The sequence below is a fragment of the Corynebacterium neomassiliense genome (assembly GCF_900626215.1).
Taxonomy (GTDB): Bacteria; Actinomycetota; Actinomycetes; order Mycobacteriales; family Mycobacteriaceae; genus Corynebacterium; species Corynebacterium neomassiliense.
This window is the reverse complement of the sequence record NZ_LR131106.1, coordinates 1254679-1269864: the sequence shown is the minus strand read 5'-3', so window position 1 is coordinate 1269864 and position 15186 is coordinate 1254679. Positions and strand designations below refer to the sequence as shown.

Genomic DNA, 15186 nt, shown 5'->3' with positions numbered 1-15186 from the left:
CCGGGGAAGACTGACGCACCTAGCGGCGCATGATCTTCCGGGCCAGCCAGTTGCCGAAGAGCTGGGCAACCTGGACGATGATGATGATCGCGACCAGGGTGACGTAGGTGACGTTGTTGTCGAAGGCGCGGTAACCGTACTGGATGGCGAAGTCGCCCAGTCCGCCGGCACCGACGTAACCGGCCATCGCGGACATGTCGACGATGGCGATGAACATGAATGTCGCGCCAAGGATCAGTGGGCCCAACGCTTCAGGGATGATCACCGTGAAGATGATCCGCAGCGGTGACGCGCCCATCGCACGGGCAGCTTCGATGACCCCCGGGTCGATGCCGACAAGGTTCTGCTCGACAATCCTGGCGGCGCCGAAGGCTGCTGCGATGATGATGGCGAACGTGGCGGCGTTGATCCCGAGGATCGTGCCGACGACGATCTTCGTCAGTGGTCCCAGGGCGGTCAGCAGGATGATGAAGGGGACCGGACGGACGATGTTGACCAGCAGATTGAGGATCCAGAACACCGGGCGGTTGGCCAGCACCCCGCCGCTGCGGGTCGTGTAGAGCAGGAGACCGATGACGAGACCGGCCAGGCCACCGCCGACCAGTCCCCAGATCGCCATGTAGAGCGTCTGCCCGATGGCGTCCCGGAAGATGGGGCTGAGGTAGTCCCAGTCGGTGTCCTTGGCGAGGATGAGGGTGTCGAGGACACCGGAGGTGTCTGTGCCGGTCATCGGATCTCCTCGATCTCGGTCGTGGTGGACAGGGAGCGGTGGAACTCGTCGACTGCCCGTTCTCCGGCGTCGTCCGTGGCGGTCATCCGCACGGTGAGACGGCCGAAGGAGTGCTGCTGCAGCGTTGTCACACCGCCGTGGACGATGTTGACGCTCACGCCGGCACGCTCAGCTTCGGACACGGCGTGGAAGAACCCTGCCCCCTCCTTCATCGTGACGGTGAACAGGCGACCCACCCCGGTGTTGAGGTCGGATGCCTCGATGAGGTCCGGGGTGTTGCGCAGTGAGGTGGCCACGAAGTTGGCGGCGACGTCGGTCTTCGGTGAAGAGAAGACCTCGTAGACGCTGCCCTTCTCGACAACCTTGCCCTGCTGCATCACCACAACAGTGTCCGCGATGGTGCGCACGACCTCCATCTCGTGGGTGATGACGACGATGGTGATCCCGAACTCCTCGTTGACCTTGCGCAGCAGTTCCAGAACCTCGCGGGTCGTGGAGGGGTCGAGTGCGGAGGTCGCCTCATCCGCCAGGAGCAGGGAGGGGTTCGTGGCCAGGGCACGGGCGATGCCCACGCGCTGCTTCTGCCCGCCGGAGAGCTGTTCAGGCCATGACTTCCCCTTGTCCGCCAGTCCGACGAACTCGAGGAGTTCCGCGACCCGTGTCTCCCGGTCCTGACGGGAGATTCCCTGCAGTTTCAGCGGGTAGGCGACGTTGCCTGCAACTGTGCGGGAGGTCAGCAGGTTGAACTGCTGGAAGATCATGCCGATGTCGCGGCGGATGTCCCGCAGCTGCCGCTCCGAGTATCCGACGATGTTCTTCCCGTCAAGGAGAATCTCGCCGCTGTCGGGGACGTCCAGTCCGTTGATCTGGCGGACCAGGGTCGATTTGCCGGCACCGGAGTAGCCGATGATGCCGACGATCGACCCGCCGGGGATGTCGATGGAGACGTCGTCGAGAGCGACGATCTGTTTCTTTCCCTGGCGGAAGGTCTTGTTGACGTGCCGGAACTCGACGGATGTGCCGGTCCGGGCTGCGGCAGTGTCCGGGGGTGTGGCCACGGCGTCGCTCATGGTCAGTTCTGTTCCTTGATCTTGGCTTCGGTGTCAGTCAGGATCTGCTGGAGTTCCTCGGCGGAGTTGTTCACCTCGACAGCTGAACCGTTTGTGTCGTTCTGGACCGCCTCCTGAACCTCCGGGTCGTGGAAGATCTCGACGAGCTTCCGGTAGTTCTCGTCGTCTTTCCGGTCCGCAGTGGTGACCCACACGTTGATGTAGGGCTGTGCTTCGGGCTTGGACGGGTCATCCTTGAAGACGGCTTCCTGGGCGGTCACTCCCGCGCCCTCGAGGAAGTTGTTGTTGATGACGGCAGGCTTGCCGTCCTGGTACCCGGCGACGGTCTGGGATGCGTCAACTGCGGTGATCTTGACCTTGGATTTCGCGGCGTCCACGTCAGCTGGGGTGGGGGTGAGCAGACCGTCCTTGTTCAGGGTGACGAGTCCTGCCTGGACCAGGACATTGATTGCACGGCCCTGGTTCGTCGAGTCATTGGGTATGACAACTTCCCCGGCCTTCTCCACGTCGGCGACGGTGCTGCCGTCCTTGAAGTACAGGCCGAGCGGGAAGATCTCGGTGGCGCCGAAGGGGACGAGATCGGCGTCGGAGTTCACGTTGTAGTCGGCCAGGAAGAGCAGGTGCTGGAACTGGTTGACGTCCAGTTCGCCCTCGGACAGGGCGTTGTTCGGGATGTTGTAGTCCGTGAACCCCTTGACCTCCACGTTGAGACCTGCTGCCTTGGCCTTCTCCTGGAAGACCTTCCACTGGCTCTTGTCCGCTTCGGTGGAGCCGATGGTGATGACGTCGTCGTCGGATCCGTCTGAGGCGCAGGCGGTGATGCCGGCGACGAGACCGAGGGTGACTGCGACGGCTGCGGCCTTGCGGAACAGCGGGGTACGGCGGATATGCATGGATTCTCCTGTGCTGGGTGGTGCCTGGACGTCAGATCCGGAAGTGTCCGGATGATTGTAGTAGTACTACCGTTTAACGGACCGCTCTGTCTAGTCGAGTTCCTTTCACGCTGATTCTGAGGGGTCCGGCACGGTGGCGTTCAGGTGCACCCGTTCGCCGCTGCGACTGCTGAGGCCGAGGTATTCCACGGCCTGCGGGCCGCCGGCGCCGAACCAGTGGGGAAGGGTGCAGTCGAACTCCGCGGATTCCCCGGGCTCCACCGTGTATTCATGGCCGTCGAGGACCAGTCTCAGGGTGCCGGCGAGGACGTAGATCCACTCCCGTCCCGGGTGGGACCGCATGTCCGGAACCCGGTCCTGCGGGCGACGGGTCCCGGGGATCACCGTCTTGTGTGCCGAGACCGGTCCCTCCCCTCCCAGGTCGAGGTGGACCACTCCGCCACGGGTGAGTGGCCGGATGTCGATCCTCGGGTCCCCGGTCCCGGGTGAGCCGACGAGGTCGTCGAGGGAGACCCGGAAGAGTTCGGCGAGGGGGAGGAGAAGGTCGAGGGAGGGGCGACGTTTCCCGGATTCGAGCCGGGACAGGGTGCTGCGTGAGATCCCGGTGCCCTCGGAGACGTCGGCGAGGGTGAGCCCGCGGGCGGTGCGGGTCGCCCGGAGGCGGGGTCCCACACGGTCCAGCAGGTGGTCGGTGCGGTGCTGTTGTGCCATTCCGGCAACCCTAGTTGCTTTCCTCTCTTCCTGTCCCCCGTTCCCGTATCTCCGGCAGCGCCGGGAGAAGCGGTTCGCGCCAAGGCTTCCGCACATATGCTATATTCGAACATATGTTCAGTCGTGGTGGTCCGCTCAACTGGTCACGTCTGGAGAGACTGCTCTCGGGGAAGGACGCCGGACCACTGCATGCCGTCGGCGTGGGGGAGAGCGGACGCGACACCCTCTGGAACTCCGACGTGTCCGCCGACCTGACCGGCCCTGCCCGCCGGAACACCGGTGCGGCAGCACCGGTGCCTTTCGCAGAACTCCACGCCGCAGGATCCTACAATTTCCTCCGCGGTGCAGGAGACCCGGAGGAGATGGTCGCCACCGCGGCGTCCCTCGGCCTCACCGCCCTGGCACTGGTCGACAGGGACGGCCTGTACGGTGCCGCCCGTTTCGCCACCGCGGCCGCCGGGTACATCTCCCGGACCGGCTGCGGCCCCGCCACGGTCTTCGGAGCGGAGCTCAGTGTCAACGGTCCGGGGTCGGCACCGTTGACCGTGCTCTGCCGGGGACCGGAGGGGTACCGCAGACTGTCCCACGTGATCACCCGGGCCAGACTCGGCCCGGGCGGGCACCGTGACAAAGCCACCGTCACCTACCCGGGACTGTCGGAACTGGCTGACGCCGCCGGCGGCCACTGGACCGTGCTCATCGACCACGGTCACCTGGACAGCGGAGCCGGGGTGACGGACATCATCGAGGCCTTCGGAGCGGAGTGCTGTGTCATCGAACTGCAGCTCACCATGAGCCCGGAGGACGTCGACCGGAACCTGGCCCTCCACGGGCTGGCACAGGCACACGGTGTCAGGGAGACGGTGAGCGGTGCCGTGACCTGCCCGACCCCGGCGTCCTCCCGGCTGGCGGGGGCGAAGGCCGCGTTGAACGGCAGGACCGACGTCACCGCCGCATCCCCGGTAACCCACCCGCTCGGCGGGCCGTGGCTGCGGTCGGGGGAGGAGATGCTGGACGCCGCAGGTGACTGCACCTGGCTGAGGGACGCCGTGGTCAGGAGTGCGGAGATAGCCGCAGGATGCGCCTTCACGCTCAACCTTGTCGCTCCCGGCCTGCCCCACGCCGACGTCCCCGACGGCTGGAGTGACATGGAGTGGCTGAGGGAACTGACCCGCAGAGGAGCGGACCGACGGTACGGCCCGCAGGAGACCAACCCGCGGGCCCGGGAAGTCATCGACCATGAGCTGGCCATCATCGAGCAGCTCGACTTCCCGGGGTATTTCCTCATCGTCCACGACATCGTCGACTTCTGCCGCAGATCGGGGATCTTCTGCCAGGGTCGTGGTTCGGCGGCCAACTCCGCCGTCTGCTTCGCCCTCGGCATCACCAACGTCGACGCCGTCGCAGCGGACCTGCTGTTCGAGCGGTTCCTCTCCCCGGAGCGGGACGGTCCTCCGGACATCGACCTGGACATCGAGTCCACCCGACGTGAGGAGGTGATCCAGTACGTCTACGACAGGTACGGCAGGGACTACGCCGCCCAGGTCGCCAATGTCATCACCTACCGGCGTAAAGGTGCGTTGAGGGATGCCGCGCGCGCCCTGGGACACGACCCTGGACGGGTGGACGCCTGGTCCCGGGGGGTGGAGGACCCGCCGGCGCCGGTCACGGACCTGGCCTCCCGGCTGCTCGGACAACCTCGCCACCTCGGCATCCACTCCGGTGGAATGGTGATCTGTGACCGCCCTGTCTCCGATGTCGTCCCGGTGGAGTGGGCGCGCCGGGCGGACCGCTCGGTGGTGCAGTGGGACAAGGACGACTGCGCGGCAGTCGGACTGGTGAAGTTCGATCTGCTGGGACTCGGCATGCTCGAGGCACTGCACCACTGTGTCGACCTGGTGGAGGAGACCACCGGCAAGAGGATCGAACTGTGGCAGCTCGCTCCCACCGACCCGGAGGTCTACGCCATGCTCGCCAGGGCGGACGCCGTGGGCGTCTTCCAGGTGGAGTCCCGTGCCCAGCTCGCGACACTTCCCCGGCTGAGGCCACGGACCTTCTACGACCTGGTCGTCGAGGTGTCGCTCATCCGTCCGGGGCCGATCCAGGGAGGGTCCGTGCACCCCTACATACGACGCAGGAACGGTGAGGAACCCGTCACCTACGACCACCCCTGTCTGGAACCGGTGCTCAGGAGGACCCTGGGCGTCCCCCTGTTCCAGGAGCAGCTCATGCAGATCGCGGTGGTCGTCGCCGGATTCAGCGCCGCCGAGGCGGACAGTCTCCGCCGGGCCATGGGGTCGAAACGCTCACCGCAGAAGATGGAGCGGATGCGTTCACGGTTCCTCTCCGGGGCAGAGCGGCTCCACGGGTTGACCGGGGAGGTGGCCGACAGTCTGTGGAAGAAAGTCGTCGCCTTCGCCTCCTACGGTTTCCCGGAGTCCCACGCCCAGTCCTTCGCCTCACTGGTGTACTTCTCCGCATGGTTCAAGTACCACTATCCGGCGGAGTTCTGTGTGGCACTGCTGCGCGCCCAGCCCATGGGCTTCTACTCCCCTCAGTCACTCATCGCCGACGCCCGACGCCACGGTGTCCCCGTCCTGCCCGTCGAGGTGAACTTCTCGGGCGTCGGGGCGACGGTCGAGACGGTCCGTGACGCTGACGGCCGGGGACAGGAGGGGGAGCCCGGTGCCCTCGTCCGCGGCATCCGCCCGGGGCTCACCTCCGTCCGCGGCATCGGTACCGGGGTTGCTGAAGCGCTGGTGGAGGCGAGGAGAAAGGTGGGGCGGTTCCGCACGGCGGCGGACCTGTCCAGGGAGGCCGGGCTCGGGGGCGACCAGGGTGAGGCGCTGGCACGTGCAGGAGCCTGCGACTCGTTGGGGCTGACGCGTCGCCGGGCGGGGTGGGCGGCGGGCCAGGCGGCCACGGAAAGACCCGGGATGCTCCCCGGCATCTCCGTGGTCTCCACACCGGCGCTGCCCGGCATGAGTGCCCTTGAACTGGCGGCCGCGGACATCGCCGAAACAGGGGTGACCACTGACGGTCACCCCGTCCGACTGCTGCGCAGGACACTCGACGCCTGGCCCGGACCCTTTCCGGTGGTTCCGGCGGAATCCCTGCTGTCGGTGGAGGACGGGCGGCGCATCCTCGTCGCCGGAGTGGTGACCCACCGTCAGCGGCCCGCGACGGCGGGTGGGGTGACTTTCCTCGGTCTGGAGGACGAGACAGGTCTGGTCAACGTGATGGTCTCCCCGGGACTGTGGCGGGCACGCAGGGCGGTGGCTTCCGGGGCGGGGATGCTGATGGTCCGGGGCATCGTGGAGAACGCGAACGGGGCGGCGACAGTCCGCGCGGACCAGTTGTCGGCGCTGGAGACCGCCGAGGTGCTGGCAGGACGCTCCCGGGACTTCCGGTGACAGGTGAGGGCGCCGGTAGCGGGAAACGGGGTGCCCTCAGACGGCGGCGTGGCGGTGCCAGGAAGTGAAGTCCTCCGCCACGGTCGCCGCCAGTTCCCGGTACGCCAGCAGGGTCGCGGGCCTCAACCTGGCGAGATCCACCACCGCCCCCTCGGACAGGTGGCGGTCAAAGGGGACCGGGCACACCGCCCTGGTCCGGGAACCGAAATGACTGACAAGCAGCGCCGGATCCACCGCAGCCTGCCCGGGGCGGGCGCCGGAGACCACGACCACAGCATTCGCAGCAAGAGCACCTCGCCCGTGGGCTTCCAGCCAGTCGAGGGTGGCCTCCGCAGACTGCACCCCGTCGAGGGCGGGGGAGGTGACCAGGACCAGGGTGTGCGCCAGGTCCAGTACCCCGGCCATCGCACTGTGGAGAAGTCCTGTGCCGCAGTCGGTGAGAATGATGTTGTAGTGGTGCTGGAGGATGTCGACGGCGCGGCGGTAGTCGTCCTCACTGAACGCCTCCGACACCGCCGGGTCACGGTCCGACCCGATGACCTCGAGCCTGCTGGAGGACTGACTGGCGCACGCCTTCACCTGTGGGTAACGGGAGAAGTCGGGCACGGCCAGCAGATCCCTGACGGTCGGGGCGTCCGGGGGTTCCCCCACCCTGCGTGCCAGTGTCCCCAGGTCCGGGTTGGCGTCCACCGCGACGACCCGGTCACCGCGCAGTGAGGCGAAGACCCCGCCGAGAGTGACAGTGGTGGTGGTCTTGCCCACACCACCTTTCAGGCTCATCACGGCGATCCTGTGGTCGCCGCGCAGCGGCGTCCTGATCCTGTCGAGGAGCCCGCGCTCCGCCGCCTGCCGTGGGGATTCGCCGGGATTCACCCTCCCACGTGACAGCCGGTGCACGACACGACGCCATCCCCCCGGAGGCGCAGCTTCCACCGCCCCCCGCAGATCATCCGGTCCCAGTTCTCCCCAGTCATTTCCCCCGTTCATGGGCACGACCGTACAGTACCGTCCGCGACGGCGGAAGGCTCAGACCCCCCGGGCAGGGGCAGAGGTCCTGCGGGCCCCGACAATCCGGTCCGACAAGCCGGTCCGACAGGCCGGCCCACCGCCGACCCTGCAGCCCCGGCCCGCCGCCGGGCCGTCAGTCCACGGACTCAGTCCACGGACCCGGCAGACTCCGTCAGTTCCCCGCAGTTGGAGGGGGCGGGGACATTGTTGAACCGGTCGTTGATGTACCGGAACGCCGTGCCCGCCTGAGTGAGCAACGGCACAGCATGGTTGATCGCCGAGCGGGGGAGAAGCGAGGCGGTCTCCTCCGTGGTGAACTGCACGGTGGCTCCCAGCGAGCAGTAGTCGGCGGCAGTGTCCCGGGCCTGGCTCCAGGGGATCGTGTCATCGTTTCTGCCGTTGACGATGAGAACCGGGGAGGCGGGCCTGCGTGAACCCAGCCGCAGGTTCGTGTCGGACAGCACGTCGCGCAGGCGCGGATCCTCCCGGATGATCTCCGGGAACGACCTGCCGTCCCGGGTCAGAGTGCGCGAGTCCCGCAGACCCCAGTTGAGCACTGAGGTGATGATGCACTCGTCTGCCGTGGAGGAGACGTAGCGGTGGCCCTCCTCGTTGAAGTACTCGTCCTTCAGGGAGACCAGTTCCGGGTGTCGGGCCCACACGCCGTTGAGGGCGTAGCCGAGCACACCCGCGATGAGATTGCCGTCGACGGCCCCGGCGACGGTGTCGAGCCTTCCGGGGGGAGCTCCGGCGAACGTGCCACGCACATTCAGTTCCGGCGCATAGGACGCCGCGAGTTCGGCGGCCCCTGCCGCGGCACCGCCGCCCTGGGAATACCCGAAGAACGCCACGGGTGAGTCCGCCGGTGCTCCGGCGAACTCCAGTCCTGCGCGTGCACCGTCGAGTACGGCGTGACCTTCCTCGGTGTGGTTGACGTAGGTGTGCTGACCGGGGGTTCCGAGGCCGATGAGGTCGACGACGACGACCCGGTAGCCCAGTGCGGAAGCCAGGGCGTGGAAAGGGTACTCGTAGTTGATGTTGAGGTTCAGGGTTCCGTTGTCCGTCCCGACCCCGGCGAGCAGGGCACCGGAACGGGACGGGGCGCAGTGGTCTCCTGCACCGCGGGTCCCCGGAGCGAAGACGACGGTGGGGGTCGGGCCGGGACCGTTCCACTTCCCGGAGGGCTGGAGAACCACCCCGCTGGTGGCGACCTTCACCCCGTCCTGGGTGGTGGAGGTGTACAGGATCCGGTCCGCCCTGCCGGGGGCGTCACCGGTGTCGAAGGCGTCGAGGAGCTGGGGGGCGAACTGGCTGCGGATCAGGGATCCGGGGGTTGCCGGGATCCGGTCCGGCGGAGTGTAGAACGGGTCGTCCGCGGGCAGCGCGATGGTCGGGTCGGAAGCTGTGAGCGACGGGGGGACGCCGGGAACCGTGGCGTCCCCGGCGTCCCCGGCGGTGGCGGGGGTGACGGTCGAGACTGTCACGGCGAGTGCGGTGGCCACCGCGAGCGCGGTGGTCAGGACCGGCGGAGCGGTCGGGGAGCGGTGCGTGTGCAGGTGTGCCGACCGGCGTGGGTGACGGCGGGCGAGAACCCGGGTGAGGGTACCGGTGTGACCCGGGGCAGATCGGAATCGGAGAAACGTCATGGACCAAGACGATATACCTTTCCAAACAACATTGTCCTCATAATCAACATTTTGATGTACGCCACATTGACCCCCGTCCCTGGAGCCTATAGAACGGGGGAGTGCGACACGCTGACCCGACCACCCCACACCGGAAGAATCGTCTGCGTCTCACCGGCACTGTCGTCGCGCTCGCGGTGACAGCCGGTGTCGCGGTCTACTCCTCCCGTGCCGCGGTCGGTGAGGCACCGGAGGTTCTCGAAGCCTACCGGCACGGCACGGTGGCACGGACGGCTGTCGACAACACCGCTTCCGTGTCCGCCGACCTCGGGAAGGGTGAGCTACTCACCGGCCCCGCCCCCGGGGAGACCGGACGGGTGACAGTGGACAGTGCGGGTGTGACTCGGTCGGCGATACTGGCCCTGCCGGAGGACTACCACCCGGGGACCCCGACCCCGGTCCTCCTCGCATATCCGGGGTACGGACAGACCCCTTCGGAGATGCGAACCTTCTCCCGCCTCGACGACCTGCCGGCGATAGTCGTGTTCATGCAGGGGGTGGGCAACACCTGGGAGGGTGCACCGTACTCGCAGACCTCCGACGGTGATGACCTCAGGTTCACCCGTGACATGCTCGCCGCGTTGAACAGCACCTACAACGTGGACTCTTCGCGTATCTACGCGACGGGCATGTCGAACGGGGGCGGTTTCGTGGCCAAGCTGGCCTGCCGGATGCCGGAGACCTTCGCCGCGGTGGCGTCGGTCGCCGGCGCATACTACCCGGGGACAGGGAAGGACTGCAGGACGCCGTCCACCTCGTTCCTCGAGATCCACGGTGTACAGGACCCGGTCATCGGCTACAACGGAGGCAGCCGGCACGGGACGGTCTACCAGCCGGCCCGGGAGCGCGCCGAGGTGGTCGCGGACCGGAACGGATGTGCGCCGGACCCGGTGACCACCGCGCTCGCCGATGACGTCCGCAGGGTCCAGTGGCCCATGTGTGACGGGGACCGTGACGTCGTCCACCTGCGCGTCGGCGACGGCGGACATACCTGGCCGGGGGACGCCACGGGCACGTCCGGCGGTGCAGAGGCAGGCAGCAGAAGGGCGGCGAGCAACGCCGCCCGGGCCACCAGTTACTCGCTGGACGCCACGACCGAGGTCTGGGCGTTCGTCAGCTCCCACCGGCTCCAGGGGTGAGGAAAGCCCGGTACTTCTGTGCCGGTCTTCTCGGGAGGTCAGTCCGCCAGTGCCCCCATGGGGTCCCAGGCGGGCAGGACGTGCGGGGCAGGGGCCCCGTCAGTGCCACTGTCAAGCACTGACCGGTATTCCTCAGGCAGCCGGTCGCGGTGGACGGCGAGCGCGAAGACGTACTCGCCGAACCAGGAGTCGTTCATCGTCCAGAAGCCCTTGTCGGCGTTCTTCGACCCCCAGGAGTTCTCCACCCTCCATTTTACCGGGTTTCCCGCCTCATCCAGGTCGACACCGGTGAAGACCATGGCGTGGGTCATCAGCGACTCCCCGGTGAGCAGACGCTGCTGCTTGTCCATCGCGTCCGTACCCAGTTCCACCCCGTAGAAACCGGTGTAGTCGTGCAGCCGGGCGTCCCACACCCCCCGCTCACGGTCACACTGGGCGGCCGTGTCGCAACCGAACCACACCGGCCTGCCGTCTCCCAGGGCGTCCACCGCCACCGTCCGGAGAACCTCCGGGGGCACGTTGAGGTAGGTCACCGGATCAGCTCCGACAACATTGCCCAGGTAATCCACCGTGAACAGTTCGCCGTAGGGAGACGAGTCCCGGGGGTCGTTGACGAGACACACGTACTCCCCGAGATCGTCCGGCAGGTAACGCCGCGCGAACTGCAGCGGGGTGACGGTGCCCTCCCGGTGGAACTCACCGTCGGAGTCGCGGTACTGCCAGACAAACTCCTCGGGGGGGACACCGAGGTGGGCGGTGAGGATCCGGTGCACAGACCCCAGGGCCTCACGGTGGACACGGCTGACCTCGGCGTCCCCGGCTCCGGTGTTGACGGTCTCGCGGATACGGAGCGCACCGGTCCGAGTGGCTGTGGCGATGTCACGGTTCATCTTCGCGGTGTGCGACGACGACCAGGTCTCGGGCATGGCGTACTTCGGCACCACACCGTACTTCTCGACCAGCGCGACGAACATGTTCCACTGGCCCCCGTCCTCGGCGGGATGGTCGAGGAGGTGCTGGACCGTACGGTCGTCAGTCGGCCTGTCGGCGAGTTCCACCATCGCGGTGAAGAAGTAGTTGGCCTTCTCCAGCTTGTCCCAGTAGTGCAGCCATGCCTGGGACAGTTCCAGGTCCTTCACCCCGGTGTCGGCGATGATGTTCCCGCGCAGCGAGTTCAGGCCCGCGAAAATCCAGCACCGGCCGGAACGCATCTGGTCGGTCACCGACCACGTGTCGACCTTAACCGAGGTGGTGGGGTCAGTGGACGCCAGAATGCTGCGGTCGAGGGTGATCTTGCTGATGTCCGTCGCGGTCGCGGCGTTACGTGCGGTCCGCCATGCAGGATCGGCTTCCACGGAGCTGTTGAGCCCGTCGAGGAATTCCGGGCTGATGCCGGCCGGGCCGGTGGTGACTGTGCCGGTGGTGCCGGCGGTGTCGGTGACTGTCACGCTGCTCTCCTTGTCTCCGGAGTCTCCGGTGTCTCCGGTGTCTGTGGTGCTCCTGCTGCCTGTCGCGTCTGTGGTCACGGTCATGCCATCGCGTCCCAGACCGGGAGGACGGTGGTGTCACCACGGTCCAGTGCGGACAGGCCGGGGAGGTCGTCGCCGGTGGCGGTGGTGATGAACCTGCGGTGTGCGACGATCTGGAAGACGTTGTCGTCGAACCAGGCGTCAGTCATCGTCCCGTAGCCCTTCATCGAACCGGCTCCGGCGAGTTTCGCGTGCTCACCGTGACTCTTCGTCCCCCAGGAGTTCTCCACCCTCCAGGTACCCGCGGCGGGGTCGTGTCCGGTGAGGACCATACCGTGGGTGAGCAGGGACTCCCGGCTGCGCATCTGCTCCGCCTTCGACGATCCGGTTCCCCGGGAAGAGTCGGTGCCGTACAGGGCGTCCCGTTCATACAGGTCCCTGTCCCAGATTCCCAGGGCCGCGGCGAACTGCCTGTTGACGTCGCAGGCGAACCACACCGGTTCCCCGGCGTCCAGGGACGCCCTCGCGATCCGTCGCAGGTCGGAGATGTCGGCGTTGACGTAGGAGAAGTCCGGGGTGCCCCACATGTTCGTCTCTTCGGCGACGGTGTAGGCCGCGCCGTAGGGATTCTCCCCGCGGGGGTCGTTGACGACACTGATGTAGTTGTCCAGACCTCCGGTGAGGTCGTCTCCCAGGACCCGGTCGCGGAACTGCAGCGGGGTGAGGGTGCCCTCGTCGTGGAACTCCCCGTCCTTGTCCCGGTACTTCCACGTGAAGGTGGCCGGGGGAACTCCCAGGTGGACGGAGATGACCCGGTGGACGTCCCGCATTCCCGCACGGACCAGGGGTTCGGTGGACGATGCCCCGGCCCCGCCGAGTGCAGCCTCCCGCAGCTTCCAGGCGGTGGCCCTCACCGTGGTCGACAGGGCGGAGTCGAGCTGCCGGGTCAGGCCGGAGGCGTAGGTCTCACCCATGGCCTGCTTCGGCATCACCCCGTACTTCCCGATCAGGTTCACCAGGTAGTTCCACTGGCCGCCGTCGTCGGCGGGGTGGGCCAGCAGAGCGGCGACGAGCCGGTCGTCGAGGTCGGTGACACCGGAGCGGAACAGTTCGTCAAGTCTGCGCAGTGTCCGGTAGGACTTCTCCAGTTTGTCGTGGAACTGGAGGTGGGTCTCGGAGAACTCGAAGTCCGAGGTGCCCAGTGACCCGGCGATACGGTGCCGGAACACGTTGAGGCCGGCGAACATCCAGCACCGGCCGGACTGCTTCTGGTCGGTCACCGAAAGTGAGTCGAGTTTCACCTCGGTCGTCGGGTCGACCGAGGTGACCGCGGCCCGGTTGAGGGTGACACCGTCCACGTCGGTCGAGGTGACGGCATTGGTGGCGATCCGTAGAGCGGGGTCGTCGGCCGCACTGCGCAGCCCGGCGAGTACGCCGGAGGTGAGGGTGAAATCAGGCATGAGTCTGTTATACGCGGTGGACGGACGCGGTGGACGGACGCGGTGGAGGTTCCGGCCGCCGTCCCTGCCGGACACCCGTCAGGTTCCCCGGTCCGGTTCCCCGGCTGCGCTGCGGATCGGAGAACCTCGGTCTACCCTGGGCAGATGGAGCCCCTGGAGATCATCGACACCCTGGACCCCTCGGACGTGACGTCCCGTCGCCGCGCCGCAGACTCCGACCTCGTCGCCCGCGGCGTCACCTTCGGGGTCAAGGACGCCGACGGGAAACTGCACGGTCACGAAGTCTTCGACATCGAACCCGTGCCCCGCGTCATCGGAGCAGCGACGTGGGACCGGCTCGCCCGCGGGGTGGAACAGCGGACCCGCGCCCTCGACCGCTTTCTCGACGACGTCTACACCGTGGATTCCCCGGAGGACGCCGCCATCGTCCGGGCCGGTCGCATGGACGCCGCAATCATCGCCCGGTCACCGGGGTACACCCCCCTCGGACGCAGCTTCCCCGCAGGCCTTGTGCGCACCCGTGTCGCCGGTGCGGACCTGGTCTGCGACGACCGGGGCAGGTGGGCGGTGCTGGAGGACAATGTCCGCATGCCCTCCGGTCTGACCTTCGCACTGGCGGCCAGGTCTGTGACCCGTGACCACTGGCCGGAGCTCCTGGCCGGGGTCCGGGACCGGTTGCGGCCCGTGACCGGTGCCCTGGAGATGTTCTGCGCGACAGTGGAGGACGCCGCGCCACCACCTCATCCGGATCTGCCGTCCGGACCCGACGCGGCGTCCCGCCATGTCGTCATCGTCTCCGAAGGTGACCACGACCCGACGAGGGCGGAGCAGCGGGCGGTCGCCGAGGCGGGCGGATTCCACATCAGGACCTGTGACCTGCTGCGGGTCGAACAGGACGGGGGAGTGCCGGTCGTGGTCGATCTTGCCTCGGGAAAGCGGGTCGACGTGATCTACCTGCGGGTCGAGGAGAACCGGCTGGCGGAAGGGGTGCCGGGGATCGGTGGGCCCCTTGCCGCGGGCACGGTGGGCATGGCGAATGCGCCGGGCAACGGGCTGGCCGACGACAAGGCGGTCTACGCCTCGGTTCCGGAGATGGTGCGTTTCTACCTGGGCGAGGAGCCCCGGCTGGGGCAGGTGCCGACCTGGCTGTGCGCGGATCCTTCGCAGCGGATGGAGGTTCTGGACCGTCTGGACGAACTCGTCGTCAAACCTGTCGACGGTTACGGAGGGGCCGGTATCACCATCGGGCCCGAATGCAGTGGTGCCCGCCTGGCGGAGCGGAGGGCGGAGATCCTCGCCAGACCTGAGGCGTTCATCGCCCAGGAACGGGTGGAACTGTCGACCCTCCCGGCGCTCGACGGTACCCGTCGGCACGTGGACCTGCGGATGTTCAGTCTTCTCACCGGTTCGGGGGCCTCGACCGTGCCGGCGGGGCTCACCCGGGTGGCCCGGGCGGGGTCGCTGATCGTCAACTCCTCCCGGGGCGGCGGGGGACGGGACACCTGGATTGTGGCGTCCTCACCGGAGGAACTGTCCGTGGGTTCCGGAGTCTCCGACGACCCCGGCAGCACCGACGGTGCCGTCGGCCGCGCCGCCCCGGTCGGGTAG

11 protein-coding genes are annotated in these 15186 nt (G+C 67.6%); 3 read left to right on the top strand and 8 right to left on the bottom strand.

The window, feature by feature from the left end; genetic code table 11:
- Positions 1–19: 19 nt before the first annotated feature.
- From E0E18_RS05570 to E0E18_RS05555, 4 genes are all read right to left on the bottom strand, one after another.
- Positions 20–730: a methionine ABC transporter permease gene (locus E0E18_RS05570; RefSeq protein WP_066583867.1), complete on the bottom strand. Its 711-nt coding sequence runs from the start codon at positions 728–730 to the stop codon at positions 20–22.
- On the bottom strand, positions 727–1800 hold the full coding sequence (locus tag E0E18_RS05565) for a methionine ABC transporter ATP-binding protein (protein WP_130839662.1): 1074 nt from the start codon (positions 1798–1800) through the stop codon (positions 727–729). The genes E0E18_RS05570 and E0E18_RS05565 overlap by 4 nt, the downstream gene beginning before the upstream one ends.
- A gap of 2 nt (positions 1801–1802) precedes the next feature.
- On the bottom strand, positions 1803–2693 hold the full coding sequence (locus tag E0E18_RS05560) for a MetQ/NlpA family ABC transporter substrate-binding protein (RefSeq protein WP_130839659.1): 891 nt from the start codon (positions 2691–2693) through the stop codon (positions 1803–1805).
- Positions 2694–2798: 105 nt separating this feature from the next.
- Positions 2799–3404 carry a helix-turn-helix domain-containing protein gene (locus E0E18_RS05555; protein ID WP_110481078.1) on the bottom strand — a complete coding sequence of 202 codons (606 nt, stop codon included), beginning with the start codon at positions 3402–3404 and terminating at the stop codon, positions 2799–2801.
- Positions 3405–3517: 113 nt separating this feature from the next.
- On the opposite strand from E0E18_RS05555, the gene E0E18_RS05550 reads away from it, so the two are divergent.
- A complete protein-coding gene (locus E0E18_RS05550; RefSeq protein WP_130839657.1) occupies positions 3518–6817 on the top strand; it encodes an error-prone DNA polymerase in 3300 nt (1099 codons plus the stop codon).
- 36 nt (positions 6818–6853) lie between these two features.
- Here the strand turns inward: E0E18_RS05550 and E0E18_RS05545 are convergent, their stop codons facing one another.
- On the bottom strand, positions 6854–7804 hold the full coding sequence (locus E0E18_RS05545; protein ID WP_130839655.1) for a MinD/ParA family ATP-binding protein: 951 nt from the start codon (positions 7802–7804) through the stop codon (positions 6854–6856).
- Positions 7805–7971: 167 nt separating this feature from the next.
- The gene (locus E0E18_RS05540) at positions 7972–9471 is read right to left on the bottom strand and encodes a lipase family protein (protein ID WP_130839652.1); all 1500 of its coding nucleotides are present in this window, start codon (positions 9469–9471) and stop codon (positions 7972–7974) included.
- A gap of 101 nt (positions 9472–9572) precedes the next feature.
- Here E0E18_RS05540 and E0E18_RS05535 point away from each other — a divergent pair, with 101 nt between their 5' ends.
- Positions 9573–10649: a CE1 family esterase gene (locus tag E0E18_RS05535; RefSeq protein WP_066583849.1), complete on the top strand. Its 1077-nt coding sequence runs from the start codon at positions 9573–9575 to the stop codon at positions 10647–10649.
- Positions 10650–10687: 38 nt separating this feature from the next.
- Here E0E18_RS05535 and E0E18_RS05530 read toward each other — a convergent pair whose 3' ends face one another.
- Positions 10688–12181, bottom strand: a complete 1494-nt coding sequence (locus E0E18_RS05530; protein ID WP_130839650.1) for a C1 family peptidase — start codon at positions 12179–12181, stop codon at positions 10688–10690.
- Positions 12178–13578: a C1 family peptidase gene (locus tag E0E18_RS05525; RefSeq protein ID WP_130839648.1), complete on the bottom strand. Its 1401-nt coding sequence runs from the start codon at positions 13576–13578 to the stop codon at positions 12178–12180. Before E0E18_RS05525 ends, E0E18_RS05530 begins: the two co-directional genes overlap by 4 nt.
- A gap of 144 nt (positions 13579–13722) precedes the next feature.
- Here E0E18_RS05525 and E0E18_RS05520 point away from each other — a divergent pair, with 144 nt between their 5' ends.
- The gene (locus E0E18_RS05520) at positions 13723–15186 is read left to right on the top strand and encodes a circularly permuted type 2 ATP-grasp protein (RefSeq protein WP_130839646.1); all 1464 of its coding nucleotides are present in this window, start codon (positions 13723–13725) and stop codon (positions 15184–15186) included.

Coding starts and splice junctions, on each gene's coding strand:
- E0E18_RS05530 (WP_130839650.1), bottom strand. CDS start 12,181: ATGACCGTGACCACAGACGCGACAGGCAGCAGGAGCACCACAGACACC.
- E0E18_RS05525 (WP_130839648.1), bottom strand. CDS start 13,578: ATGCCTGATTTCACCCTCACCTCCGGCGTACTCGCCGGGCTGCGCAGT.
- E0E18_RS05560 (WP_130839659.1), bottom strand. CDS start 2,693: ATGCATATCCGCCGTACCCCGCTGTTCCGCAAGGCCGCAGCCGTCGCA.
- E0E18_RS05555 (WP_110481078.1), bottom strand. CDS start 3,404: ATGGCACAACAGCACCGCACCGACCACCTGCTGGACCGTGTGGGACCC.
- E0E18_RS05550 (WP_130839657.1), top strand. CDS start 3,518: ATGTTCAGTCGTGGTGGTCCGCTCAACTGGTCACGTCTGGAGAGACTG.
- E0E18_RS05565 (WP_130839662.1), bottom strand. CDS start 1,800: ATGAGCGACGCCGTGGCCACACCCCCGGACACTGCCGCAGCCCGGACC.
- E0E18_RS05570 (WP_066583867.1), bottom strand. CDS start 730: ATGACCGGCACAGACACCTCCGGTGTCCTCGACACCCTCATCCTCGCC.
- E0E18_RS05540 (WP_130839652.1), bottom strand. CDS start 9,471: ATGACGTTTCTCCGATTCCGATCTGCCCCGGGTCACACCGGTACCCTC.
- E0E18_RS05545 (WP_130839655.1), bottom strand. CDS start 7,804: ATGAACGGGGGAAATGACTGGGGAGAACTGGGACCGGATGATCTGCGG.
- E0E18_RS05520 (WP_130839646.1), top strand. CDS start 13,723: ATGGAGCCCCTGGAGATCATCGACACCCTGGACCCCTCGGACGTGACG.